Annotated in this window: 19 protein-coding genes and 2 pseudogenes; 12 read left to right on the forward strand and 9 right to left on the reverse strand. The window is 66.2% G+C overall.

Annotation, left to right across the window (positions count from 1 at the left end; all coding sequences use genetic code 11):
• Nucleotides 1-6 precede the first annotated feature (6 nt).
• Both ABIG06_RS19490 and ABIG06_RS19495 read right to left on the reverse strand, forming a co-directional pair.
• Nucleotides 7-561 (reverse strand): flavin reductase family protein, encoded by a 555-nt coding sequence (locus ABIG06_RS19490; RefSeq protein ID WP_370138237.1) that lies wholly within the window; start codon nt 559-561, stop codon nt 7-9.
• Between the two features lie 57 nt (nt 562-618).
• The gene (locus ABIG06_RS19495; RefSeq protein WP_157284997.1) at nt 619-1,716 is read right to left on the reverse strand and encodes an LLM class flavin-dependent oxidoreductase; all 1,098 of its coding nucleotides are present in this window, start codon (nt 1,714-1,716) and stop codon (nt 619-621) included.
• A 217-nt stretch (nt 1,717-1,933) separates the two neighbouring features.
• On the opposite strand from ABIG06_RS19495, the gene ABIG06_RS19500 reads away from it, so the two are divergent.
• The 3 genes from ABIG06_RS19500 (at nt 1,934) to poxB (ending at nt 5,338) form a co-directional block, all read left to right on the forward strand.
• Entirely contained in the window at nt 1,934-2,848 is a 915-nt protein-coding gene (locus ABIG06_RS19500; protein ID WP_370138238.1) for a 2-dehydro-3-deoxygalactonokinase, read from the forward strand.
• Between the two features lie 13 nt (nt 2,849-2,861).
• A complete protein-coding gene (locus tag ABIG06_RS19505) occupies nt 2,862-3,494 on the forward strand; it encodes a 2-dehydro-3-deoxy-6-phosphogalactonate aldolase (protein ID WP_370138239.1) in 633 nt (210 codons plus the stop codon).
• A gap of 107 nt (nt 3,495-3,601) precedes the next feature.
• The gene (gene poxB / locus ABIG06_RS19510) at nt 3,602-5,338 is read left to right on the forward strand and encodes a ubiquinone-dependent pyruvate dehydrogenase (RefSeq protein ID WP_370138240.1); all 1,737 of its coding nucleotides are present in this window, start codon (nt 3,602-3,604) and stop codon (nt 5,336-5,338) included.
• A 65-nt stretch (nt 5,339-5,403) separates the two neighbouring features.
• On the opposite strand, the gene ABIG06_RS19515 is transcribed toward poxB, so the two are convergent.
• Together ABIG06_RS19515 and ABIG06_RS19520 are read right to left on the reverse strand one after the other, a co-directional pair.
• Nucleotides 5,404-5,769, reverse strand: a complete 366-nt coding sequence (locus tag ABIG06_RS19515) for a hypothetical protein (RefSeq protein ID WP_199751513.1) — start codon at nt 5,767-5,769, stop codon at nt 5,404-5,406.
• Between the two features lie 67 nt (nt 5,770-5,836).
• The gene (locus tag ABIG06_RS19520; RefSeq protein ID WP_370138241.1) at nt 5,837-6,745 is read right to left on the reverse strand and encodes a PaaI family thioesterase; all 909 of its coding nucleotides are present in this window, start codon (nt 6,743-6,745) and stop codon (nt 5,837-5,839) included.
• 150 nt (nt 6,746-6,895) lie between these two features.
• On the opposite strand from ABIG06_RS19520, the gene ABIG06_RS19525 reads away from it, so the two are divergent.
• Nucleotides 6,896-7,216, forward strand: coding sequence for a hypothetical protein (locus ABIG06_RS19525; RefSeq protein WP_061878930.1), 321 nt, complete (start codon nt 6,896-6,898; stop codon nt 7,214-7,216).
• 167 nt (nt 7,217-7,383) lie between these two features.
• On the opposite strand, the gene ABIG06_RS19530 is transcribed toward ABIG06_RS19525, so the two are convergent.
• The gene (locus ABIG06_RS19530; RefSeq protein ID WP_370138243.1) at nt 7,384-8,853 is read right to left on the reverse strand and encodes an amidase; all 1,470 of its coding nucleotides are present in this window, start codon (nt 8,851-8,853) and stop codon (nt 7,384-7,386) included.
• Nucleotides 8,854-8,980: 127 nt separating this feature from the next.
• Entirely contained in the window at nt 8,981-10,093 is a 1,113-nt protein-coding gene (locus tag ABIG06_RS19535) for a ring-opening amidohydrolase (protein ID WP_370138244.1), read from the reverse strand.
• A gap of 281 nt (nt 10,094-10,374) precedes the next feature.
• Here ABIG06_RS19535 and ABIG06_RS19540 point away from each other — a divergent pair.
• The 4 genes and pseudogenes from ABIG06_RS19540 to ABIG06_RS19555 all read left to right on the forward strand — a co-directional run bounded on the left by ABIG06_RS19540 (nt 10,375) and on the right by ABIG06_RS19555 (nt 15,315).
• Nucleotides 10,375-12,712: pseudogene (locus tag ABIG06_RS19540) on the forward strand (Tex family protein).
• 285 nt (nt 12,713-12,997) lie between these two features.
• Complete coding sequence (locus tag ABIG06_RS19545) at nt 12,998-13,459, forward strand: hypothetical protein (RefSeq protein ID WP_370138247.1); 462 nt, start codon at nt 12,998-13,000, stop codon at nt 13,457-13,459.
• Between the two features lie 100 nt (nt 13,460-13,559).
• Nucleotides 13,560-14,252, forward strand: coding sequence for a response regulator transcription factor (locus tag ABIG06_RS19550; RefSeq protein ID WP_370138248.1), 693 nt, complete (start codon nt 13,560-13,562; stop codon nt 14,250-14,252).
• Complete coding sequence (locus ABIG06_RS19555; RefSeq protein WP_424578373.1) at nt 14,239-15,315, forward strand: sensor histidine kinase; 1,077 nt, start codon at nt 14,239-14,241, stop codon at nt 15,313-15,315. The genes ABIG06_RS19550 and ABIG06_RS19555 overlap by 14 nt, the downstream gene beginning before the upstream one ends.
• Nucleotides 15,316-15,327: 12 nt before the next feature.
• Here ABIG06_RS19555 and ABIG06_RS19560 read toward each other — a convergent pair whose 3' ends face one another.
• Both ABIG06_RS19560 and ABIG06_RS19565 read right to left on the reverse strand, forming a co-directional pair.
• On the reverse strand, nt 15,328-15,699 hold the full coding sequence (locus ABIG06_RS19560) for a response regulator transcription factor (RefSeq protein ID WP_370138249.1): 372 nt from the start codon (nt 15,697-15,699) through the stop codon (nt 15,328-15,330).
• Nucleotides 15,696-16,562 carry a S1C family serine protease gene (locus tag ABIG06_RS19565; RefSeq protein WP_370138250.1) on the reverse strand — a complete coding sequence of 289 codons (867 nt, stop codon included), beginning with the start codon at nt 16,560-16,562 and terminating at the stop codon, nt 15,696-15,698. Before ABIG06_RS19565 ends, ABIG06_RS19560 begins: the two co-directional genes overlap by 4 nt.
• 183 nt (nt 16,563-16,745) lie before the next feature.
• Between ABIG06_RS19565 and ABIG06_RS19570 the strand changes: the two genes are divergently transcribed.
• Nucleotides 16,746-17,711 (forward strand): VOC family protein, encoded by a 966-nt coding sequence (locus tag ABIG06_RS19570; RefSeq protein WP_370138251.1) that lies wholly within the window; start codon nt 16,746-16,748, stop codon nt 17,709-17,711.
• Nucleotides 17,712-17,726: 15 nt separating this feature from the next.
• On the opposite strand, the gene ABIG06_RS19575 is transcribed toward ABIG06_RS19570, so the two are convergent.
• Nucleotides 17,727-18,863, reverse strand: a complete 1,137-nt coding sequence (locus ABIG06_RS19575) for a diguanylate cyclase domain-containing protein (protein WP_370138252.1) — start codon at nt 18,861-18,863, stop codon at nt 17,727-17,729.
• Nucleotides 18,864-19,036: 173 nt separating this feature from the next.
• Here ABIG06_RS19575 and ABIG06_RS19580 point away from each other — a divergent pair, with 173 nt between their 5' ends.
• The 3 genes and pseudogenes from ABIG06_RS19580 to ABIG06_RS19590 all read left to right on the forward strand — a co-directional run bounded on the left by ABIG06_RS19580 (nt 19,037) and on the right by ABIG06_RS19590 (nt 23,634).
• Nucleotides 19,037-19,912 carry a dihydrodipicolinate synthase family protein gene (locus tag ABIG06_RS19580; protein ID WP_370138253.1) on the forward strand — a complete coding sequence of 292 codons (876 nt, stop codon included), beginning with the start codon at nt 19,037-19,039 and terminating at the stop codon, nt 19,910-19,912.
• A gap of 170 nt (nt 19,913-20,082) precedes the next feature.
• Nucleotides 20,083-21,183 carry a S1C family serine protease gene (locus ABIG06_RS19585; protein WP_370138254.1) on the forward strand — a complete coding sequence of 367 codons (1,101 nt, stop codon included), beginning with the start codon at nt 20,083-20,085 and terminating at the stop codon, nt 21,181-21,183.
• 125 nt (nt 21,184-21,308) lie between these two features.
• A pseudogene (locus ABIG06_RS19590) lies at nt 21,309-23,634 on the forward strand (xanthine dehydrogenase family protein molybdopterin-binding subunit).
• The last annotated feature ends 20 nt before the right edge of the window (nt 23,635-23,654 follow it).

Here is a 23,654-nt window from a genome sequence, read left to right on the forward strand (position 1 = left end):
GCATCGTCAGGAAAAATCCGTCCAGCTCAGATGCCGTGCATCAAGATCGCCGATCGTCACGCCCTCGCGCATCTCCCGCGGCGTATGGAAGTTGCTGCGCAAGTACACGAGCGGCGTCGCCGTGGCCGAATGCGTCGCGCTACGCACCTCGCCCACGAAGATCGAATGTGTCCTGGTCTCGAATTCCTGCGCCAGCACGCAGTCGAACGCGGCAACCGCGTCTGTCAGCACCGGCGCGCCGGTTGCTCCACGCGTCCACTGCCCGAAGGCGAAGCGGTCGTCGCCGCTGACGCCCTTCTGACCGCTGAAGGTCAGCGCGAGCAGCGCATGATCCTCGTGCAGGAAGTTGATCGCAAACGCGCCTTCCTCGCGGATGCGCGCATGGGCACTGGCGTTGCGGTTGACGCAGACGATCAGCGAGGGCGGATTATCCGACAGCGAGCAGGCCGAGGTCACTGTCAGGCCTGTGCGCTTGCCGTGCTCGGCACCCACCGTCACCAACGCGACGGCGCCGGCGCATTGGCGCATCGCCTGCTTGAAATCCTTGGCATCGACCGTCACGCGGAAGTCTCCGAAATGAATGCGGGTGCGGCACGATCGCGCCGCACCCGCAGGCGGTCAAGCCGCCTTCTTCGCCGAGCCGAGATGCGCAAGACGCGGCATCACCTCGTTCTTCAGCAGCGAGAGCGAATGGTGCCAGGCCTCGGCCTTGTGCTTGTAGTCGAAGCCGAACACCAGGAGCACGCCGAAGCCGCCGACCTCGTCGTAGATCTTTTCGATCTTCTCGGCGACCGTCGCGGGCGAACCGACGATCCAGTTCCGCTTGGCGCAATATTCGACCGTGACGTCGCTGTCAGGCACGTCGGGCGCGTGCTTCAGATAGTCCTTGAAGCCGAAATGGCCGAGCAGCGGCAGGAAGTACTCGCTCATCATCCGGCCCATCATGTCGCCGGTCGAGAGCTTCCAGGCCTCTTCATCGGTGTCGGCAACGAACACCTCGCGCACCAGCCGCCAATCCTGCCGGTTCGGCTTGCGTCCGGTCTTGGCGGCACCGATCTCGACCGAGTCCCAGTGGCTGGAGACGTAGGCCGGGTTGAGGTTGAGGCTCATCGGAATGAAGCCGCGCTCGCCCGCAAGCTTCAGCGTGTCCGAGTTCTTCGACAGCCCGGCGACACCGATCGGCGGATGCGGCGCCTGCAGCGGCTTGATGTGCGGCTTGAGGAAGTCGAACATTGTGTCCGGCTTGGTCACGGTCCAGTACTTGCCCTTGTGGGTGAAGGGTGCCGGCTCCGTCCATAGCTTCAGGATGATCTCCAGCGCCTCGCGCGTCATGTCGCGGTTCTGCCCGCTCATGCCGTCGACGTTGAACATCGCCCAGTCGCTCGGGAGCCCCGAAGCCGCGACACCGAAATTGAGCCGGCCCTCGGAGAGGTGGTCCAGCATGGCGACGCGGTTGGCGAGCTCGGCCGGATGATGATAGGGCAAGAGAAAGCCGCCCGGTCCGATGCGAAGCTTTTTCGTCTGCATCAGCGCCTGCGCGATCAGGAGGTCGGGCGTGGGATTGGGTTCCCAGGGGGCGGTGTGGTGCTCACCAACCCAGGCTTCCTGATAACCGAGCTCGTCGAGCCAGCGCATGACTTGCAGGTCCCAGTCGTTCCCTTCCTTCAGTCCGCACTCCGGCGGATGCGAGGGCATCGTGAAATAGCCGATCTCCATGGGTTTCCTCATCTGATGTTGACGCGTCTTGTCGCGCGTTGACGGAGTTGAACGACCAGTCTTCAGCAAGCGGTGTGCCAGCATGGCGGAGCCGCAAATTGGAGAGAAAGCGCTGGTTTGCCCGCGCAATAGCCGGTATCTCGACGAGAGCCTGCAAGACGTCGTCTCATTCGTCGCGAGACGGCGTCTCAGCCGTGAGACGAGGACGAGATCTGACATGACCGAACCCGCTTATGTCGCCGTGGACTGGGGCACCAGCAGCTTCCGGCTCTGGCTGATCGATGGCGCCGGCCAAGTGCTGACCGAGCGCCGCAGCGGCGAGGGCATGCTGGCGGCTGCGAAGGCCGGCTTCCCGGCGGTGCTGCGATCGCATCTTGCGGCGGTCGAAGCGCCGGATCATCTGCCGGTGCTCGTCTGCGGCATGGCCGGTGCCCGCACCGGCTGGGTCGAGGCCGGCTATGTCGACACGCCGGCGCCGCTCTCTGCCGTTCTGAAGCAGGCGGTGCGTGTGCCGGGCGAGGCACGCGACATCCGGATCCTGCCGGGCATCGCGCAGCGCGACGCCAAGGCGCCGGATGTCATGCGCGGCGAGGAGACGCAATTGCTCGGCGCGCTCGGCCTCGACGCCGCGGGCGAGGCGCTGGTCTGCATGCCCGGCACGCATTCGAAATGGGTTCGCGTGAAGGACGGCACGGTGGCGCACTTCTCCACCTTCATGACCGGCGAGCTGTTCAGTGCTGTTTCGCGCGAGACGATCCTGTCGCTCGCGGTCGCCGGCGCGGACGACGCCGAGGATGTCGCGAGCTTCAAGGCGGCCGTGAAAGCTGCGTACGATGCGCCGGCCTTCGCGGCCAATCTCCTGTTCGGCGCGCGGTCGCGACAACTTCTGTTCGGCGGCACGCCGGCCGCGGCGCGCGAGACGCTGTCGGGCACGTTGATCGGTGTCGAGCTGGCGGCAGGGCTCTCCGGCACCGTGCCGCAGGCGGGTGTCATGCTGATCGCCTCGGGACAGCTCGCGGCATTGTACCGGCTGGCTTTCGAGGCGTTATCGATGACCGCAAGGCCGGCCGATGCGGATGAAGCCGTCCGCCGCGGTTTGTCGATGGCGGCTGCCGCGATCTGGACGAAGTAGAAGGATTCTTGAGATGACCGTTCCATTTCCGCCGATGAAGCGGCCGCTGGTCGCGATCCTGCGCGGCGTCAAGCCCGAGGAGACCGAGGCCATTGTCGGCGCGCTGATCGAAGCCGGCATGACTGCGATCGAAATTCCCTTGAACTCGCCCGATCCGTTCCGCTCCATCGCGACGGCGGTGAAGCAGGCGCCATCAGGCGTGTTGATCGGCGCCGGTACAGTGCTGACCGCGGCAGATGTCGATCGTCTCAACGACGTCGGCGGCAAGCTCATGGTCTCGCCCAATGTCGACACCGCGGTGCTGGTGCGCGCACATCAGCACGGTATGGTGACGATGCCCGGCGTGTTCTCGCCGACCGAGGCGCTGCTCGCCGCGCGCTCGGGCGCGTCGAGCCTGAAATTCTTTCCGGCGAGCGTGCTCGGCGCCTCCGGCATCGCCGCGATCAGAGCCGTGCTGCCATCAGGCGTGATGATCGCGGCTGTCGGTGGCGTCTCCGACCAGAACTTCGCGGAGTACATCAAGGGCGGCGTGACGGCGTTCGGGCTCGGCTCCAGCCTCTACAAGCCCGGCATGACGGCAGCGGATGTTGCAGCTCGTGCAAAGATGACGATCGCGGCCTACGATCGGGCGATTGCGCAAAATTGAGCAGGAACAGACAAGCCGTGATCGTGTCATAGCTTATTGTCCCTCGCGGTGTCGCAACCGATGTTTGCGCATCGTACATATGCGACTGGCTGGAGCAGGAGACCGACATGGCAATCAACAACGTAGCCGATCTGTTCGTGGCAACGCTCGAGCAGGCCGGCGTCAAGCGTATCTACGGCATCGTCGGCGACAGTCTGAATGCGCTGACCGAGGCGCTGCGCCGTCGCGGCACCATCGAATGGATCCATGTCCGGCACGAGGAGGTTGCAGCCTTTGCAGCCGCCGGCGAAGCCGAGATGACGGGCAGCCTTGCGGTGTGTGCGGGCTCCTGCGGCCCGGGCAATCTGCATCTGATCAACGGGCTGTTCGATGCGCATCGCAGCCGCGTTCCGGTGCTGGCGATTGCGGCGCAAATCCCAACCGCCGAGATCGGCGGCGGCTATTTCCAGGAGACCCATCCGCAGAACCTGTTCCGCGAGTGCAGCCATTATTGCGAGCTGGTCTCGGATTCGAGCCAGCTTCCCTACGTGCTGGAGAATGCGATTCGCGCCGCGGTGGGCTTGCGCGGCGTTGCCGTGGTTGCCATGCCCGGCGACGTCGCCTTCCGCAGTCCCCCGAAGCGCGCGCTGTCGACGGCGCGCGGCCTTGCCTTGGCGGCGCCGAAGGTCTTGCCGGAGCCCGACGAGCTGAAGGCGCTTGCGGACCTCCTGAACGGTGCCGAGCGCATCACTCTGTTCTGCGGCCGAGGCTGCGCCGGCGCGCATGCGCCGCTGATGCAGCTGGCGGAAGCTCTGAAGAGCCCGATCGTGCATGCGCTCGGCGGCAAGGAGCATGTCGAGTACGATAACCCTTACGACGTCGGCATGACCGGCTTCATCGGCTTCTCATCGGGCTACGCCGCCATGCACGCCTGTGACGCGCTGGTGATGCTCGGCACCGATTTTCCCTACAAGCAGTTCTTCCCGACCGACTGCCAGGTCGCGCAGATCGACATCCGTCCCGAAAATCTCGGCCGGCGTTGCAGGATCGATCTCGGCCTCGTCGGCGACGTCAAGCTCACCATCGAGGCGCTGCTGCCGCTGCTCAGGACCAAGACGCAGCGCAAGTATCTCGACGACGCCGTCGCGCACTACAAGAAGGCCCGCGAAGGGCTCGACTCGCTCGCCAAGGGCACGCCGGGCGCCAAGCCGATCCATCCGCAATATCTCGCCAAGGTCATCAGCGACCATGCGTCCGACGATGCCGTGTTCACCGCCGATGTCGGCACGCCGACCGTGTGGGCCGCTCGCTATCTCGACATGAACGGCCGCCGCCGGCTGATCGGCTCCTTCGTGCACGGCTCGATGGCCAACGCCATGCCCCAGGCGATCGGCGCGCAAGCCGCGCAGCCCGGCCGCCAAATCATCTCGCTCTCCGGCGACGGCGGCTTCACCATGCTGATGGGCGACCTCATCACGCTGACGCAGATGAAGCTGCCGGTGAAAGTCGTCGTGTTCAACAACGGCGTGCTGGGCTTCGTCGCGCTGGAGATGAAGGCGGCGGGCTTCGTCGACACCGGTGTCGATCTGGAGAACCCCGATTTCGCTGCGATGGCGCGCGCGATGGGTATCTTCGCGAAACGCGTCGAGGATCCCGGCGAGCTCCCCGGCGCGGTGAAGGAGATGCTGGCGCACAATGGGCCGGCACTGCTCGACGTCGTCACCGCCAAGCAGGAGCTGTCAATGCCGCCGACCATCACGGCCGAGCAGGTCAAGGGTTTCAGCCTCTGGGTCCTGCGCGCGGTGATGAACGGTCGCGGCGACGAGGTGCTCGATCTCGCAAAGACGAACCTCTTGCCGCGCTGATTTCGGCCGAGGCGGTTCGGTTCACCTCTTCCCAACGGGGAGAGGTGAACACCGAGTGCGCGGCCTCAGCCGCGCTTCACCGATGGCGTGGCCAGCCGATCATGGCGGTTCTGGAAGCGTCGCCAGTGCAGCACGGCGCCGACCAGCAGGGCTGGCAAAAAGCCGAGCCCGATCAGGAAAGGCGGCAACTGCTTCGCTGCGACGAAGGCGATGGCGATGTCCGAGATCAGCCACAGCGCGGCAAACACTACGGCAAAATCCATGCGCGGGCAGCGCAGATGGTAGAACACGGCCGTGATGACAATCGCAGGTCCGATCGCGACCGCGATCGTCACCGCCGTCAGATCTTTCGGCGTCAGCGCGTCGAGCATCATCGATGCCAGCAGCCAGAGCGCGGCGAACATGGCGACGATGTCGAGCGGGTGCCGCAATCCAATACCTCTCGCGGGGACGTGCTATCGTTGTTGCCGGAACTTCGGCCGTCAAGTCAAAATCCGCTTATTCGTCGTCACTTCCCGGCGTCGGGCGCAGCATGAAGTGACCGAAAGCGGTGGCGATCGGCTTGGTGGCATCATCCTGCCAGGCCCGCGCCTCGAAGGCCACGATGCGCCGGCCCTGCTTCACGATCGAGACGTCGGCGAACGTGTCGAGGGCACGGCCGGAGCGCAGATAGTTGACGGTGAGGCCGATCGGCTTGGGCGGCGCCGCAGTGCCGAGCTCGCGCGCCACCCCGACGATCGCGGTGGTCTCCAGGAAGGCGCCGGTCATGCCGCCATGGATCGCGGGCAGGATCGGATTGCCGATGATCTTCGGCGAGAACGGCATCGTCAGCGTGCCGTCGTCGTTGACGCGGATGCCGAGACAGCGCGCGAACGGGCTACGCGCAAACGGCCCATCCGGATCCTCAGGAGCCTCCAGCGATGGGATGCTGCGCGCATCCATCCGGCGGTCGGCCAGCATGTTGGTGCGGTTGGCGCCGATCATGAAGCAGGCGGTGGCGGTCGCCACCGGATCATCCTCCGACTCCTGATAGGCGGTGGAGCGCACGAAGGCAATCGAGCGTGTGGTGCGGTAGCAGACCGAATGCGCCTTGATGTCGAGGCCCGGCGTCGCCGGCTTCTGATAGTCGATGCGCAAGTCCAGGGTTGCGATCGCGCGCGTGCCGTCGAGCGCAAGCTGCACGGCCATGCCGCAGCTCTCGTCCAGCATTGCCGTGACGACACCGCCGTGCAGCACGCCGGTCTCGGTGTCGCCGACGAAGACGGGCCGGTAGGGCAGGCTGGACCAGGCCTCGGCTGGCGCGAAGCGGTCGAGCTGGAGCCCACTGATATGGCCGTAATCAGAGCGGCGGCCCTTGATGGCTTCGGCGAGTTCCTCGAATGGGAGCGTGACAGGTACAGTGGACATGGCGCTGTTTTAAACCAGTGCCGAGCGCCGCGCAAAACCCCCGAATGTGCCTTGTCCGGGACGCCTGCCGGGGGCGGTTTGGCCTCGACAGGGCGGGCCAAAGCAACGATGGTGGGCGCTTCGTTCGTCCCATGCCCGCAAGGAGCGCCCATGACCGACCCCGAGACACCCGGCACCAACCAGGGGCCCGTCACCATTTCCACCTCAAGCTCGGAGCGGGCGCCGATCATCTATTTCGACGGCGCATCCTGCTTCGGCCACCACAACGGCGCGATCCAGATCGAGCTTGCCGCCAACCTCCTGATGCCGGTCGGCGCCGCCGTCAGGGTCGACGTGGTCCAGACTGCGCACCTGCGTTGCAGTGTGGCCGCGGCGCTGGCGCTGCGCGAAGCGCTCGACAAGGCCCTCGCGATGTATCAGCAGGGCCAGCAGCAGCCGCGGCCGGAGGAAATACCGGCGGTGAAGAACTAGGGACCGCCGTACGGCCTGCATGGTTCGAGACGCGCCGCGAGGCGGCGCTCCTCACCATGAGGGTCTAAGAGATGGCCGCGAAATCAGACCTCGTCCTGAGGGCCCGCCAACGGCGGGCGTCTCGAAGGATGGCCGCAAGCGCGGGGACTGCGAGAAATAGGCCTGCCTCAGCAGACATGCACCTTCGGCTTCTTGCCGCCGTTCCACTTGCCGTCGAGCGCGCGCTCGATCTGTGCGGCGAGCTGCAGCAAGAGGCCGTCATTGGCCTGCTTGGCGATGGCCTGGATGCCGAGCGGCAGGCCGTGGTCCTGGGTTGCCATCGGCATCGAGATCGCGGGCATGCCGCAGAGATTGGCGAGTGGCGTGAAGGCGAAGTTACGCCAGAGATTGCCGAACCAGTCGAGCACGTCGGGATTATCGGAGATGGTGAGGTATTCCCTGGTGCCGACCTTCGGCGTCGGCAGCGCCGTGATCGGCGTCAGGATCACGTCCCACTGCTCGAAGAACGCGCCGAAGCTGCGCGAAGTCGTATTGAATACGCCCTGCATCTTCGCCCGCTCGGCGAAGCTCGTGTGCCGGCCGTGTTCCCAGATGCGAATGTTCACGGGTTCGATCAGATCTTCCGGGGGTCTTTCCAGCCCTCGCGCAGCGAGCATGTTGGAGATCACCACCGCAAAGTTCGAGATGTAGCAGGTGGTCTGCGCCGCGAACGCGGCACGGAAATCGAGCTCGGGCAGCGCGTAGTCGACGTGATGGCCGAGGCCTTCGAGGAAGCGGCGGGCCTTCTCCAGCTCGGCGGCGATCTCAGGCGTGGCGGTATAGTCGCCCCACGTGTGTGAGAGCGCAATGCGGAGCTTGCCGGGATCGCGCTTGATCATCTCGGAATAGGGCTGCGCCGTGGTCCAGAACGGCATGAACTCGCCGGGCGCAGGCCCGCGCACATGGTCGACGAAGGCGGCGGTGTCGCGCACCGAGCGCGACTGGCAGCCCTGGATCGAGACGAGGCCGGTGAGGTCGGACATGTGGGGAGCGAGCGAGAACACGCCGCGCGAGACCTTCAGCCCGATATTGCCATTGACGCCGGCGGGAATGCGAACCGAGCCACCGCCGTCGGTCGCATGCGCGATCGGCACCACGCCCGCGGCGACCATCGCCGCGCTCCCTGCGGACGAGCCGCAGGTGGTGTAGTCGGTATTCCAGGGATTGCGCGTGACGTAGACGGCAGGATTGTCGGCGGAACTGCACACGCCGAACTCCGGCGTCGTGGTGCGTCCGATCAGGTTCAGCCCGGCCTGGCGGAGTTTTCCGGTCAGGAACGTGTCGGCGCTGGCGCGGTTGCCGCGCATCAACAGCGAGCCCATTTCCTGGAGCCGGCCTTTCATGGTCGGCCCGAGGTCCTTCATCAGGAAGGGCAGGCCCGCGAACGGGCCAGCGAGATTGGCGCCATCCTTGGCGGGGTCGGCGATCACGTCCTCGAACAGCTCGACCACACCTGACAGAGCCGGATTGACCTTGGCAACGCCGGCCGCGGCCTGCCGCGCCAATTCCTTCGCCGTCAGCTCGCCCTTGCGGACGCGCCCTGCCAGCGCGACTCCATCGTGCTGCGCCCATTCATTCCAGCTCATCGGCAAAGTCATGACGTCAAAATCCTTTTGGATAGCAGCTATCTTCCTTTCGCAAGGAACGGTCCGAATCAAGCGAGCCGGCGCGAGGGGCAGGGTTGCGTGGGGCGGACAGGTCGCAAGACCGGAGATGCCGGTCGTATCAATCCGACAGTCTTGCGATCGCTGCAACCGGCCCGCCGCCCGGCGGGCCCTGGTGCTCGGCGCCGCCGGACACGTAGACTGCCCCGGTGCCGGCAAGGCCAGCGATCAGGCCGCCGACCGCTGCGCGGGCGTGTCGCGTCGAGCTGATGTCTGTGTCTTCCAGCATCGTGTGGCGAAAGCCGCGCACGCTGCCATCGGGCGAGGCTTCCGCCTTGGCGAAGATGTTGACGAGCTCGCGGCCCTTCGTTGCTTGCGGCGCGACGCGGAGTCCAGCGCTTTCCAGCGCTGCGATGACCGCGGCGGAGTCGATCGCGTCGCTCATCACGGCATGCCCGATCTCGAACTCGCTCGCGGATGCCGCCGAGTTGCCGAGCACGATGACGACGTTGTGCATCAGCTCGATGCCCGATGAGGTGGAGGCCACGGAGGAGAACAGATCGTAGCGCCGCAGCACGTCATCATCGCGGAGATCGGCTGCAATCTCGCCGAGCGCAACGGCTACGCCGAGCGCGGAGGCGCCGCGGGAATAGGCCATCGAGGCGTAGGCGCTGGTCGTCGCAGTCTTGTTGCCGCGCGCCGCTGCCGCCTCGATGCGATCGCTGGTGAGCAGCGGGCACTTGATCTGCACGAAATGGACATCGGCGGGATCGCTGATGCCGGCATCCGCCATGGCGGCCTTCACGGCCGTCGCCGTTTCCGTGATCTGCGCGGAGCGGCCGAGCTCCTCGGGCAGGAAATCCCGCGTCTGCGCCATGCCGATGCTCAGCCGCTTGCCGGAGGGGCCCACCGGGCGGGTGTCGACGGTTCGACGCGTGAACACCGTGATGTGCGGGCTGAGCACGCCTTCGGTGCCGCCGGACATCACGAAGGCAATGCGTTGCTCGACCTCATGCGGCGGCAGGTTGAGGTGTGGCGCCAGCGCCGTGCACAGCGCGCTGACGGCGTATTCCCGCGTGAAATCATTGACACCGCCATTGCCCTCGGTCTTGCCGAGGATCGCCAGGATCTCGCGCGGGTCGATCGCGCCCGAGCCGATCATGGCCATGAGGCCGGAGACATCGCCGGGGCCCGTGGTAGCGACCTTGAAGACGCCGACCGATGTTGTACGCATGACTGTCCTCGTGGAGTTCAGGGGCCCGGCGGAGCAAACAGCCGCTGAACGGCGACTCCTGTCAAGCCGGATGACGGGCCAGTTATCCTGGTCTGCCGCGACGCAAGAGAGAAGTCGCGCGTCCCCACGAATGTGGCGAGATCGCATCGATCCGACAAAAAATCCTCTGTCGACGGTTGCGCGCCCCACCTTGATGAATCAACCTCGGTTGGTCCATAAGCGGCGTCCCGCGGCCGGTGCTTTTCGCCCTGCGTCGCGTGCTTTGATAGAGGGAATCTCGCGTGGCAAATATCAACCACAAAATTGCGCAGGAGCTTGGGGTTCGCGCCGAGCAGGTCGAGGCGGCGGTGACGCTGCTCGACGGCGGCGCCACGGTTCCCTTCATCGCCCGCTACCGCAAGGAAGCGACCGGTGCGCTCGACGACGCGCAGTTGCGCACCCTGGAGGAGCGCCTGGTTTACCTGCGCGAGCTCGAAGACCGCCGCAAGGCCATTCTCGAATCGGTCCGCGAGCAGGGCAAGCTCGATGCAGCCCTCGAAGCCACGATCATGGCCGCCGACAGCAAGGCACGCCTCGAAGACATTTACCTGCCGTTCAAGCCGAAGCGCCGCACCAAGGCAGAGATCGCCAAGGAAGCCGGTCTCGAGCCGCTCGCCAATCAGTTGCTGGCCGAACCCGGCAACGATCCGAAGGTCGTGGCAGAAGGTTTCGTCAACGCCGAGAAGGGCGTTACGGATGCCGCCGCCGCGCTCGACGGCGCCCGCGCCATTCTGGTCGAGCGCTTCGACGAGGATGCCGACCTCATCGGCGCCTTGCGCGAGGAGATGTGGACCAACGCGCGCATGGCCTCCAAGGTGCGCGACGGCAAGAAGACCGAGGGCGAGAAGTTCGCCGACTATTTCGATTTCTCCGAGCCTCTGACCAAGCTGCCATCGCACCGTATTCTCGCGATGTTCCGCGGCGAGAAGGAAGAGATCCTCGATCTTCAGATCCAGGCCGAGGCGGAGGCGCCGCCGCCGGGCGTGCCGAGCGCCTATGAGCTGAAGATCATGAAGCGGTTCGGCATCGCCGACCTCAAGCGCTCCGGCGACCGCTGGCTGGTCGACACCGTGCGCTGGGCCTGGCGCACCAAGATCCAGGTGCATCTCAACATCGACCTGCGCATGCGGCTGTGGAATTCGGCCGAGACCGAGGCCGTGCGCGTGTTCGCCTCCAACTTGCGGGACCTCTTGCTGGCCGCGCCGGCAGGCACCCGCGTCACCATGGGGCTCGATCCCGGCTACCGCACCGGGGTCAAGGGTCGCGGTCGTCGACGCGACCGGCAAGGTGGTCGACACCACCGCGATCTATCCGCACGAGCCGCAGCGGCAGTGGAACGAGTCGCTGGCGACGCTCGGCAGGCTCGCGCTGAAGCATCGCGTCGAGCTGATCGCGATCGGCAACGGCACCGCCTCGCGCGAGACCGACAAGCTCGCCGCGGACCTCGTCAAGGGCCTGCCGGAATTGAAGATGACGAAGATTGTCGTCTCGGAAGCCGGCGCGTCGGTCTATTCGGCCTCGGCTTTCGCCTCGGAGGAATTGCCCGGCCTCGACGTCACCTTGCGCGGCGCGGTCTCGATCGCGCGACGCCTGCAGGATCCGCTGGCTGAGCTCGTCAAGATCGAGCCGAAGGCGATCGGCGTTGGCCAGTATCAGCACGACCTCGGCCAGGCCAAGCTCGCAAAATCGCTCGATGCGGTGGTCGAAGACTGCGTGAACGCGGTCGGCGTCGACGTCAACACCGCCTCCGCGCCGCTGCTCGCGCGCGTGTCGGGCGTCGGCTCGGGCCTTGCGCAGAGCATCGTGGCGCACCGCGACGCCAACGGCCCGTTCAAGTCGCGCAAGGCGCTGAAGGACGTGCCGCGGCTCGGGCCCAAGGCGTTCGAGCAGTGCGCGGGCTTCTTGCGCATCCTCGGCGGCGAGGACCCGCTCGATGCCTCCGGCGTGCATCCGGAAGCCTATCCGGTGGTGCGCCGGATTCTCGCGGCGACCAAGAGCGACATCAAGGCGCTGATCGGCAGCAGCGAGATCGTGCGCACCCTCAAGCCGAAGGATTTCGTCGACGAGACTTTTGGCCTGCCGACCGTCACCGACATCCTGCGCGAGCTGGAAAAGCCGGGCCGCGACCCCCGCCCCGCGTTCAAGGCCGCGGTGTTCAAGGAGGGCGTCGAGGAGATCAAGGACCTCAAGAAGGGCATGATCCTCGAGGGCACCGTCACCAACGTCGCCGCCTTCGGCGCCTTCGTCGACATCGGGGTGCACCAGGACGGCCTCGTGCACATCTCGGCGATGTCCAAGACCTACATCAAGGACCCGCGCGAGGTGGTGAAGCCGGGCGATATCGTCAAGGTGAAGGTGCTGGACTTCGAGGTCGCCCGCAAGCGCATCTCGCTGACGCTGCGCCTCGACGACGAGGTCGGCGCCAAGAAGGATGCCCCCGGCATGCAGCGCGACAACAGCTCACGCAATCCCTCCCGCATGACCTCGTCGGCTCCGCGCAAGCAGGAGTCTTCCGGCGGCGGTGCTCTCGCCGAAGCGCTGCGCCGTGCGGCGGAGAAGAGTGGCGGCAAGCGGGTGTGACCTCTTAACCTCTCCCCGCTCTTTGCGGGAGAGATTCGCTGCTCGACGTATGGAAGACTTTCTCCACGTCGTCACTGCGAGCGCAGCGAAGCAATCCAGAGTCTTTTCCACGGATTCTGGATTGCTTCGCCGCGCTCGCAATAACGAGGAGGGAGCTAAACTCCCTCTCTCTAACATCCGCGTCAGAATCTGGCGCATTTGTAAGTTGAAGGCGGCAGCCCGTTCTCCTCATCTGATCATCCTCGTACGGCGCGCTGACCGCCGCACTGCAAGGAGGATGTTTCGATGAACAGCAGGCTTCTCAAAGGCCTCACCGTGGCGGCGGTCGCCGCGATGATGGCGCTCGCTTCACCGGTGCTCGCTCGTGGCGGCGGTGGGGGCCATGGCGGCTTCGGCGGCGGCGGGCATTTCGGCGGTGGCGGCCATTTCGGTGGTGGCATGCACGCCGGCGGTTTCGGCGGTTTCGGCGGCTTCGGCGGCATGCGGGCTGGCGGCATGGGCGGCGCACGTTTCGCTCACGTCGGCGGGCCCGCCTTCGGCGGCCCGCGTTTCGCGCACGCGGCGATCGGGCCGCGCTTCGCCGGCGCAGGCTGGCACGGCCGCCACGGCTTCCGTCACCACCATTTCCGTCGTTTCGCCGTCTTCGGCGCGCCCTATTTCTACGGCGGCTACAATGACGGCTGCTGGAGCAGGAGCTGGACGCCCTATGGGTGGCAATGGGTCAATGTGTGCGGAGACTACTGGTAGTCGCATCGCCGTACCGCACCATTGTCGCGATCGCCGCCGGGCGGTTCCGCTCAGCCCCGGAACGGGATAGTCTGGTGGCGATCGTCGCGCGGAGCTTGTCATGAGCGGAGGTCACCGTCGCATCCTGGTCGTGGAGGACGATCCGGAAACCGCAGGCCAGCTCGTCGAGGAGCTGACGGTTTCGGGCTACGACGTCGACCTCGCAACCAATGGCCGCGAAGCCCTGAACCACGGCGCTGCGCGCGACTATGCCGTGATCACCATCGACCGCATGCTGCCTGATATCGACGGCATCAGCGTGATGCGCCAGTTGCGCGACGACGGCATCGCCGCGCCGTTCCTGATCATCTCCGCGCTCGGCGAAGTCGACGACCGCGTGCGCGGCCTGCGCGCCGGCGGCGACGATTATCTCGTCAAGCCGTTCTCCTTCACCGAATTGCTGGCGCGGCTCGAAGCACTCGGCCGCCGCAGCGAGACCATCGCCAAGGAGACGCTTCTGCGCGTCGGCGATCTCGCGATCGACCTGATCGCACGGGCTGCCTCCCGCCGCGGCCGCAAGATTCCGCTGCTGCCGCGCGAATTCCAGCTACTCGAATATCTCGTCCGCAACGAGGGCCGCGTCGTATCTCGCGCGATGCTGCTTCAGCACGTCTGGGACCTGCATTTCGATCCGTCGACCAATATCATCGACGTCTATGTGGGGCGCGTTCGTCGCAAGGTTGACGATGCCCAGGCCTATCCGCTGATCCATACCATCCGCGGCATCGGATATTGCCTCCGTGCTCCTGGCTAAGACCCTTCGCTCCTCGACCTTCCGCCTCGCGCTGATCGCGATCGCGGCGTTCGGGTTGATTGTCGCGGCAATCATGGCCTATGTCTATTTCGGGACGCTCGCCTACGTCGAGCGCCGGCTCGGCACGGTCGCCGACCACGACGGCTTCACCGGCATGATCGAGCTCGCGATGGTCGCGGTCGCCATGCTGCTGCTGGTGCTCGCCGGGCTCGCGGCCGTGCTGGTGACGCGGCGCACTGTGGGGCGGATCGAACAGATCAACGCCACCAGCCGCGCCATCATGCTCTCCGGCCTCGACCAGCGTATCCCCATGCGCGGCAGCAACGACGAGTGGGATCGTGTCGCCGAAAACCTCAACCAGATGCTCGACCGCATCGAGACGCTGATGGGGGAGGTTAAGCAGGTGAGCGACAATGTCGCGCACGATCTGCGCACCCCGCTGACGCGCATGCGCGGCCGGCTGGAGAAGGCTTATCACGCCCCGCGCAACAGCGAGACCGACGCCGCGCTGATCGGGGACACCATCGCCGATCTCGATGCCGTGCTCGGCATGTTCGCCTCCATCACCCGGATCTCCGAGATCGAGACCCGCGCCCGCACCGGCGCCTTCCGCGGGCTTGATCTCGCCGAGATCGCCGGCGAGGTCGTCGAGCTCTACGATGCCGCCGCCGAGCAGGTTGCTACAAAGCTCAGCCTTGCCGGAGAACGTGGGGTGGCGATCACGGGCGACCGCGACCTGCTGTTCGACGCCATTGCCAATCTCGTCGACAACGCGATCAAGCACGGCTGCAGGGGCGGGCGGGTGACCGTGACCTGCCGCAGAACCGATGGCGCTGCGGTGATCGCGATTGTCGACGACGGTCCGGGCATTCCCGCCGAGCAGCGCGAACACGTCTTCAAGCGCTTCTACCGGCTCGAACGGAGCCGCTACACGCCGGGCAATGGCCTCGGCCTCAGCCTCGTCGCTGCGGTCGCGCACCTTCATGGCGCCGAAATTGCGCTGCATGACAATGCGCCGGGCCTGACGGTCGCGCTCAGCTTTCCGGCGGCGTCAGCACCGTGAGGGTTGGCGGCGTCAAAGCTCGATCACGCCGCGCCGTGCCGCATGCGCGACTGCATCGGTGCGGCCGGTCGCGTCCAGCTTGTCCAGCAGCGAGCCGACATGGAATTTCACGGTGTGCACGGAGATGCCGAGCTGACGCGCAATCATCTTGTTCGAGGCACCTTCCGCCATCAACGCCAGCACGTCGAGCTCGCGCTGTGTCAGGGCAATGTCCTCAGGCATGATGCGCGAATCGCGCGCGATGATCGCTGCGGCGGCCTGCTCGTCGGGCGCAGCGAGACGAAGCCCAGGGATATTGCCGAGGAGCGCCGCCAGGCGATCGGCGAGGGCGGGGTCGCCGATCTCCAGGGCGATCACGATCTCGGCCGTCTTGTCCTCGCTCACGCCTCCGGCCTCTCGACCACCGTAACCTTGAAGCTGGCCGGCTCGCCGCCGCGCCGCACGGCGACATCGACCACCGTGCCGACGCTCGAAGGTCCCAGTGTCCGCGACAGCGCACGCACGCCCGACAGTTTCTGGTCGTTGACCGCGACGATCACGTCGCCCTGACGGATGCCGGCCGCGGCCGAGGGACCGGCCTTGTCGACATTCATCACCATGGCGCCGACGCCGTCGTCGAGCCGCACCGGCTGAAGTCCGAGGCCGAGATATCCCCGCGCGATGCGGCCCCGCGCCTCCAACTGCGCCGCGACGCGCTCGATCGTCGCCGTCGGGATCACCAGCACGCGCCGCGGTCCGAGCACGGCCATGCCAAAGGCTTCGCCCGATGCATCGAGCGCGAGGCCACCCTGCTGGCTGCCGCGCAGGCGGACGTCGAGCTCGATGCACGCATCGATGTCGCCGCCGCGTAGGGAGCGCCAGCTCTTGCCGGATGCCGACACCACCCCGAGCGCGGCGCTCGGCGTCTCGCGATTGGTGGCGACCACCACCGACAGGGAGCCGAGCGGCGGGACCGTCGCGGCGAGCTTGACCGGCGCGACGGCGGCATCGATACGCAGCAGCGCGATGTCAGTCGTATGGTCGCGGCCGGCGATCGTGGCGGCCGCGGTGCTTCCGTCGCCAAGGCCGATCTCGACCGCGCCCTCGTCCGCCAGTGCCTCGTCGGCAGTAACGATCAGGCCGGGTTTCCAGGCGAAGCCGGTGGCGCGGGAACGGTGCGAATGCACGGAAACGACGGACGGCGCCGTGCGCGCCACCATGTCCGCGAGGGCGGACGACAGGGAAGACAGGGGAGTAGGGGCGGTCATGGCAGGCTCCTGTAAGCTGTCCTCAATCTGGGATATCGCGGGCGCGCGCGAAACTGGCCGGGTGGCCAGGACTCCTCTCCGCGCGGCCGACGAACATGTGATTGGGACCCACTCACGGCAACGTGTAGCAATCGGCCGACATTGCGCCGCCTGGCCTCAACCCTTTTGAACGAGCCCTGACCGATGACCATCGATCTCACCCGCCGCACCCTGTTGCAACTCGCCGGTGCAACCTCGCTCGCGATGGCGGCTGCAGCCGCGGCGCGCGCCGAGGGCGTTCCTCAAGGCGGCGGGCCGACCTTTGCCAGCCGCACGCCGATGCGCGTCGGCATGGTGACGCTGCGGGTGAAGAATCTCGACAAGGTTGCGGACTACTACCGCGACGTGATCGGGCTTGCCGTGATGGAGCGTTCGGCGATCGCCGCGAAGCTCGGCACGGCCGGAATAGCGCTGCTGGTGCTGGAGGCCCGTCCCGACGCGGAAATCGAGCCGCGCAATGCCGCCGGCCTCTACCACACCGCCCTCCTGATGCCGACGCGAAAAGACCTCGCGCGCTGGCTGGTGCATGCCGCCTCGCATCGCGTGCCGCTGTCGGGTTTTGCCGATCACCTCGTCAGCGAGTCCGTCTATCTCGACGACCCCGAAGGCAACGGCATCGAGGTCTATGCCGACCGCGATCCCTCGCAATGGCAATGGAGCGAGGGCAGCGTTAGGATGGCGACCGACGAGCTCAACATCCCCGACCTGCTGTCGCTGACCAATACACGCGTCGCCGACTATGCCAAGGCGCCGGACGGAATGCGCATCGGCCACATGCATCTGCGCGTCGGCGATCTCGCGCAGGCCGAGAGCTTCTATCACGGCACGATCGGCCTTGATCCGACGCGCAAGCGCAGCGGCGCCGCGTTCCTCTCGTCGGGCCGTTATCACCATCACCTCGGCATGACTGTCTGGCAGAGTCAGGGCGCCGGCCGGCGCGACGATGCCACCACGGGCCTTTCATGGTTCTCGCTCGTGACGGCGAAGCAGGACATTCTCGCCGCACAGGAGGAACGCCTGCGCAAGGGCGGTGCGCAGCTCACCACGCTTGCGAATGGCGTGGAGGCGATCGATCCATGGGGCACGCGGGTGCGGCTGCTCAACGCGTGATCGAAAGCGGCAGCTTCAGCCCGCTGCGCGTTCCAACTCGACGCCCTCATCCGACCAAGCGCAACGGCCGCCTCCGGCACGTTTCGCCGTATAGAGCGCACGATCGACCCGCTCCATGAGCTGCGACGTTGAGCCGGCGGTGGCCGGATCAGCGCTGACCAGAATGCCGGCGCTTGCGCCGATGCGGACCGGAATGTCCGTGAGCAAAAACGGCATCGAGAGATCGCGAATGGCCTGGCGGGCCAGCGCGAGCGCTTGCTCACAGCCGGCATCGCCTGAAGCAACCGGTTTGAGCATCATGAACTCGTCGCCCCCGAACCGTGCGGCTATGCCTGGATTGCCGATACAGACCGACAGCCGCTCTGCGACCTGGCGCAACAGATCGTCGCCGACGTGATGGCCGTGGCGGTCGTTGACCGGCTTGAAGCCGTCGAGATCGATGGCGATGATGGCGAAGTTTCCGCGGGTCTCCGCCAGCGCCTGGAAGAACGCGGCGCGGTTCGGCAATCCCGTCAGGAAATCGTGGGTCGCCTGGCGCGCCAGCCGGTGCTTTGCTTCGAGCCGCTCGACGAAGGCGGCGCTGAGATGTTTCGACGCCTCGCGCAATGTGAGCCAGAAGAACACCAGCATGATCGCGCCGAGCTTGTAGGCGAACTCGGGGCGGAGCAGGCCGGCCAGGATGGTCGGCGTCAACAGCACCGCGGCGGTGGTCAGGATGATCCAGGGGCGGATCGCCGCGCGCGAGACCATGCCGACGCAGAAGGACATCGAAAGGCCGAACGCGATCCAGGCGCCGGGTCCATCGTCGAGCTCGAGCGCGCGATACGACAACATGCCCAGCGCAAGGCCGAAAGCGGACGCGCCGGCGCCGTAAAGCCCTTCCCAGCGGATCACGTCGGCATCGGAGAACTGCGCAGCGCGCGACTTGTAGCGGAACAGGGATGCGATCCGGGCTGCGGCCGTGATGAAGATGAAGACCGAGATCACCGCATAGCCGGTATCGCCGCTCATGAGCGCCAGCGCGGCGGCGCCCGTCACCGACGTGACGCCAATCGCGAACACCTGCGGCAGCGACGTGTACAGGAGATCCACGAGCTCGCGCCGGATGCGCGGATCGGGATGCAGGAACCTGGACAACATTGTCAGAGTCATGGCCGGCACCATCTCCGCTTCTTCCTAACAAGGGGTAGGGGAAGGGGCGCGAGACGATGTTGGTGCGCAACGTCCTTAAGAAGTGGTCAATGCACAGGGTTGCTGGCGATTTTTCCCCGTGTTAGCAGCGGTGAGGCGCGCAACGGCGGCCTGATGTCCTGAATGCAGCTGACATGTCCGAATTCCACGGTGTCTTTCCCTATCTCGTCTCGCCCGTCGGTGCCGACGGCACGGTGCGGGCCAACGTGCTGGCAAAGCTCTGCGACGACCTAATCGGCGCCGGCGTACACGGCCTGACGCCGCTGGGCTCGACCGGCGAATTCGCCTATCTCAACGCCGAGCAACGCGCGGTGGTCGTGCAGACCACGATCGAGGCCGCGCAGGGCCGCGTACCTGTCGTGGCCGGCGTCGCCTCCACCTCCACGACGGATGCCGTGGCGCAGGCAAAGGCCTACCAGAAGATCGGCGCCGACGGCATCCTCGCGATCCTGGAAGCCTATTTCCCGCTTGCCGACGTCCAGGTCGAATCCTACTTCCGCGCCATCGCCGATGCCGTCGACATCCCCGTCGTCATCTACACCAATCCGCAATTTCAGCGTTCCGATCTCACCCTCGACGTCATTGCGCGCCTCGCCGAACATCCGCGCATCGGCTACATCAAGGATGCTTCGACCAACACCGGCCGGCTGCTCTCGATCATGAGCCGCTGCGGCGATGCCTTGCGCGTGTTCTCGGCCTCGGCTCATATCCCCGCCGCAGTGATGCTGATCGGCGGCCGCGGCTGGATGGCGGGACCGGCCTGCATCACCCCGCGCCAGAGCGTTGCGCTTTACGAGCTCTGCAAGGCCGGCCGTTGGGACGAGGCCATGGTGCTCCAGCGGCGGCTGTGGCGCATCAACGAAGCCTTCGCCCGCTACAACCTCGCCGCTTGCATCAAGGCGGGGCTTGCGATCCAGGGCTACGATGTCGGCGACCCCGTCCCGCCGCAGGCGCCGCTCACGGCCGATGCACGGAAGGTGGTGGAAATGGCGCTGCGCGAGCTGACCTAGCTGTTTGGCACGCGGCAATATGCCCCGGCACCCGTGCATCAGCCAGAAAAGCCCTTACCTCCCCAACGGGAAACTTCCGTTCGTCTGCGACGTTGCTGCGTGAGCGAGGTCTGTCACTCCATGCATGTGCATCCCAAGGCCGTATTCAGCACTGGAGACGGTGGTCACCGATGAATCGTCGCTACGCGATTGCCGCGGCAGCCTTCGCCGCCCTGCTGCTTGCCGTCACTGCCGCGAAGATCCTGCATGTCCCGACGCTGCATGTCCCATGGGCGGCGCCCTCCGCGCGCGCGGTCGAGCAGCGCGGTCCGCTGTCCGATGGCGAAAAGGCGACCATCGAGATCTTCGAGCGCGTGTCTCCTTCGGTCGTCCAGGTGGCGGTGAAATCCGCGGCCAATCCTCTCATGGGTGAGGAAGGCCAGGGCGGCTCTTCCGGCACGGGATTCGTCTGGGATCGCGACGGGCATCTCGTGACGAACAATCACGTCGTCGCCAGTGGCGGCGAAATCGCCGTGCGCTTTGCCTCGGGAGAGGTGGCCCAGGTCGATCTCGTCGGCACGGCTCCCAATTACGATCTTGCGGTGCTGCGGATTCGCAGCGTGCGCGAGCTTCCGCCGCCGGTCGCTCTCGGCAGTTCGAGCGACCTGAAGGTCGGGCAATCCGCCTTCGCGATCGGTAATCCCTTCGGACTGGATCAATCGATGACGAGCGGCATTATCAGCGCGCTCAAGCGCAGGCTTCCGACCCATGCCGGTCGGGAGATTGCCAACGTCATTCAGACCGATGCCGCGATCAACCCCGGCAATTCGGGTGGACCGTTGCTCGACTCTGCCGGCCGGCTGATCGGCGTCACGACTGCGATCATTTCGCCGTCCGGTTCGAACGCCGGCATCGGCTTTGCGGTCCCGGTCGACGTCGTGAACCGGATTGTCCCTGAGCTCATCCGCAACGGCCGCGTGCCGACACCGGGCATCGGCATCGTGGCCGCCGGCGAGGATGTTTCGACCCGCCTTGGTGTCGAAGGAGTGATCGTGGTGCGGACGGCCCCCGGCAGTCCTGCCGAGCGGGCGGGGATTCGCGGTGTCAACTTTTCTACGGGCGCAGTCGGAGACATCATTACCGAGGTGGAAGGCAAGCCGGTGCGACGCCTTGCCGACCTGACCGATGCGCTCGAGCAGGCCGGGGCCGGAAAGACCGTTCGCCTCACGGTCAAGCGCGGCTCGGACACCCGTGACGTGGATGTGAGCATTGTCGATATCGACAGGTCCTAGCCGGCCAGTCCGCGCTGGCAAGGGGTTCTGACGCGCATTGCAGATGTGCCCGGGCTCGGTTGTCTGGCCCGCAAAATCGGTTAAAACCGCCGCGGTCGTTTTCCGGATTTCGAGGACATAACGGAATGAACATTCTTCCCGGCAATTTGCGTTTCGGAGCGGGCCAGCCCGTCAAGCGTTTGGAAGACCAGAGGCTGCTCACCGGGAAAGGGACAGTTCATCGACGACAAGCCGGAGGAGGGCGCGCTGTGGCTGCACGTGCTGCGTTCGCCGCACGCCCACGCGAATATCGTCTCGATCGACACCAGCGCCGCGGCCGGAATGCCCGGCGTCACCGCAATCTACACCGGCGCCGACCTCGTCAAGGACGACGTCGGTAGCATCCCGACGCTCAATATCTTCAAGCGCCCCGACGGCAAGCCGATGACCGTGCCGCCGCGCCGGCTGCTGGCCCACGAGATCGTGCGCTATGCCGGCGAGGCCGTGGCCGCAGTGGTGGCCTCGTCGCGGGTGGAGGCGCAGAGCGCGGCCGAGGCGATCGCCGTCGAGTACGACGTGCAGCCCGCGGTGGTCGATCCGGTCGAGGCTCTGAAGCCCGGCGCGCCCGTGGTATGGCCGGAGGCGCCGGACAACATCGTCGGCGCCATGAGCTATGGCGATGCCGCCAAGGTGGACGAGGCCTTTGCCAAGGCGGCGCACACCGTCGAGCTCGATCTCGTCAGCCAGCGCCTCGTGCCCTCCGCGATGGAGCCGCGCTCGACCATTGCCGAGATCGACAAGAAAACAGGCCGTCTTCTGCTGCACGTGCAGTCGCAGACTCCGGCGTCGACCCGCGACGTGCTGGCGGAAGCCGTGCTGAAGCGTCCGAAGGACAGCGTCCGTGTGCTGGTCGGCGACATCGGCGGCGGCTTTGGCCAGAAGACCAATCTCTATCCGGAGGACGGCATCGTCGCCTATGCCGCGACCAAGCTGAACAGGAAGATCCGCTGGCGCGGCGACCGCACCGACGAATTCGTCGGCGGCACGCACGGCCGCGATCTCACCTCCACGGCAGCCTTCGCGCTGGACGAGAAGGGCAAGGTGCTGGCCTATCGCGTCAAGTCGATCGGCTGCACCGGGGCCTATTCCTCGGGCGCGGCCAACATCATTCCGCTGGTGCTCGGACCGTTCGTGCAGACCGGCGTCTACGATCTGCCGCTGGTGCATTTCGAGGTGAAGTCGGTGATGACCCACACCGCGCCCGTCGGCGCCTATCGCGGCGCGGGTCGTCCCGAGGCGGTCTTCATCGTCGAGCGCCTGTTCGACGCCGCCGCGCGAAAAATCGGCATGGATCCGCGTGCGATCCGGAAGGCCAACTACATCAAGCCGGCGCAGCTGCCCTACACCAATGCGGCGGGCCAGGTCTACGATTCCGGCGCCTTCGCGCACATGCTCGATCGCGCCGTGAAGCTTGCCGACTGGGACGGCTTTGCCGCGCGCAAGAGGGCGGCGAAGAAGAAGGGCCTGCTCTACGGCCGCGGACTGACCTCTTACATCGAATGGACCGGCGGGCGCGCCCACACCGAGAAGGTCAGCCTGCACGCGACCTCGCAGGGGCGCGTCGTGCTGCATTCCGGCACCATGGCGATGGGTCAGGGGCTGCAGACCACCTACACCCAGATGATCTCCGACACGCTCGGCATTCCCATGGACAAGATCGACGTGGTCCAGGGCGACACCGATCTCGCCATGGGCTTTGGCAGCGTCGGCTCGCGTTCGCTGTTCGTCGGCGGCACGGCGGTCGCGGTCTCCTCCAACGACCTGATCCAGAAGGCGCGCGAGAAGGCGGCGAACGTGCTGGAGACCTCGGTCGAGGACATCGAGTACCAGGGCGGCATGCTCATCGTGGTCGGCACCGACCGCCGCATCAGCCTGTTCGATCTCGCCGAGAAGGAGAGCGGCGCCAAGCTCAGCGTCGATTCCGAGGGTGAGGTCGACGGTCCGAGCTGGCCGAACGGCACGCATATCTGCGAGGTCGAGATCGACCCCGAGACCGGCGTCTCCAAGGTCGTGCGCTACACCACGGTCGACGACGTCGGCGTCGCCGTGAACCCGATGCTGGTCACCGGCCAAATCCATGGCGGTGTAGCGCAGGGCATCGGCCAGGCGCTGTACGAAGGCGTGTCCTACGATGCCGACGGCCAGCTGCTGACCGCGAGTTACCAGGATTACTGCATCCCGCGCGCCGACGACGTGCCGCCGATCGTGGTGACGCTGGACGATTCCGCGCCCTGCCGCACCAATCCGCTCGGCGCCAAGGGCTGCGGCGAATCCGGCGCGATCGGCGGCCCGCCCTGCGTCACCAACGGCGTCATGGACGCGCTCGCCGAGCTCGGCATCACCCAGCTGAATACGCCGCTCACGCCGCAGAAGATCTGGCAGGCGATCCGGGACGCGAAGGCGGCGGTTTAATCCTTTAACGACACCGCCAT

The sequence above is a fragment of the Bradyrhizobium sp. USDA 326 genome (assembly GCF_049739485.1).
Lineage (GTDB): Bacteria > Pseudomonadota > Alphaproteobacteria > Rhizobiales > Xanthobacteraceae > Bradyrhizobium.

What these genes read in the sequence shown, in the direction of transcription:
- poxB (WP_370138240.1), top strand. Translation starts at nt 3,602, where the DNA reads ATGGCAATCAACAACGTAGCCGATCTGTTCGTGGCAACGCTCGAGCAG.
- ABIG06_RS19495 (WP_157284997.1), bottom strand. Translation starts at nt 1,716, where the DNA reads ATGGAGATCGGCTATTTCACGATGCCCTCGCATCCGCCGGAGTGCGGA.
- ABIG06_RS19575 (WP_370138252.1), bottom strand. Translation starts at nt 18,863, where the DNA reads ATGACTCTGACAATGTTGTCCAGGTTCCTGCATCCCGATCCGCGCATC.
- ABIG06_RS19545 (WP_370138247.1), top strand. Translation starts at nt 12,998, where the DNA reads ATGAACAGCAGGCTTCTCAAAGGCCTCACCGTGGCGGCGGTCGCCGCG.
- ABIG06_RS19500 (WP_370138238.1), top strand. Translation starts at nt 1,934, where the DNA reads ATGACCGAACCCGCTTATGTCGCCGTGGACTGGGGCACCAGCAGCTTC.
- ABIG06_RS19570 (WP_370138251.1), top strand. Translation starts at nt 16,746, where the DNA reads ATGACCATCGATCTCACCCGCCGCACCCTGTTGCAACTCGCCGGTGCA.
- ABIG06_RS19550 (WP_370138248.1), top strand. Translation starts at nt 13,560, where the DNA reads ATGAGCGGAGGTCACCGTCGCATCCTGGTCGTGGAGGACGATCCGGAA.
- ABIG06_RS19530 (WP_370138243.1), bottom strand. Translation starts at nt 8,853, where the DNA reads ATGACTTTGCCGATGAGCTGGAATGAATGGGCGCAGCACGATGGAGTC.
- ABIG06_RS19520 (WP_370138241.1), bottom strand. Translation starts at nt 6,745, where the DNA reads ATGTCCACTGTACCTGTCACGCTCCCATTCGAGGAACTCGCCGAAGCC.
- ABIG06_RS19580 (WP_370138253.1), top strand. Translation starts at nt 19,037, where the DNA reads ATGTCCGAATTCCACGGTGTCTTTCCCTATCTCGTCTCGCCCGTCGGT.
- ABIG06_RS19505 (WP_370138239.1), top strand. Translation starts at nt 2,862, where the DNA reads ATGACCGTTCCATTTCCGCCGATGAAGCGGCCGCTGGTCGCGATCCTG.
- ABIG06_RS19525 (WP_061878930.1), top strand. Translation starts at nt 6,896, where the DNA reads ATGACCGACCCCGAGACACCCGGCACCAACCAGGGGCCCGTCACCATT.
- ABIG06_RS19565 (WP_370138250.1), bottom strand. Translation starts at nt 16,562, where the DNA reads ATGACCGCCCCTACTCCCCTGTCTTCCCTGTCGTCCGCCCTCGCGGAC.
- ABIG06_RS19535 (WP_370138244.1), bottom strand. Translation starts at nt 10,093, where the DNA reads ATGCGTACAACATCGGTCGGCGTCTTCAAGGTCGCTACCACGGGCCCC.
- ABIG06_RS19585 (WP_370138254.1), top strand. Translation starts at nt 20,083, where the DNA reads ATGAATCGTCGCTACGCGATTGCCGCGGCAGCCTTCGCCGCCCTGCTG.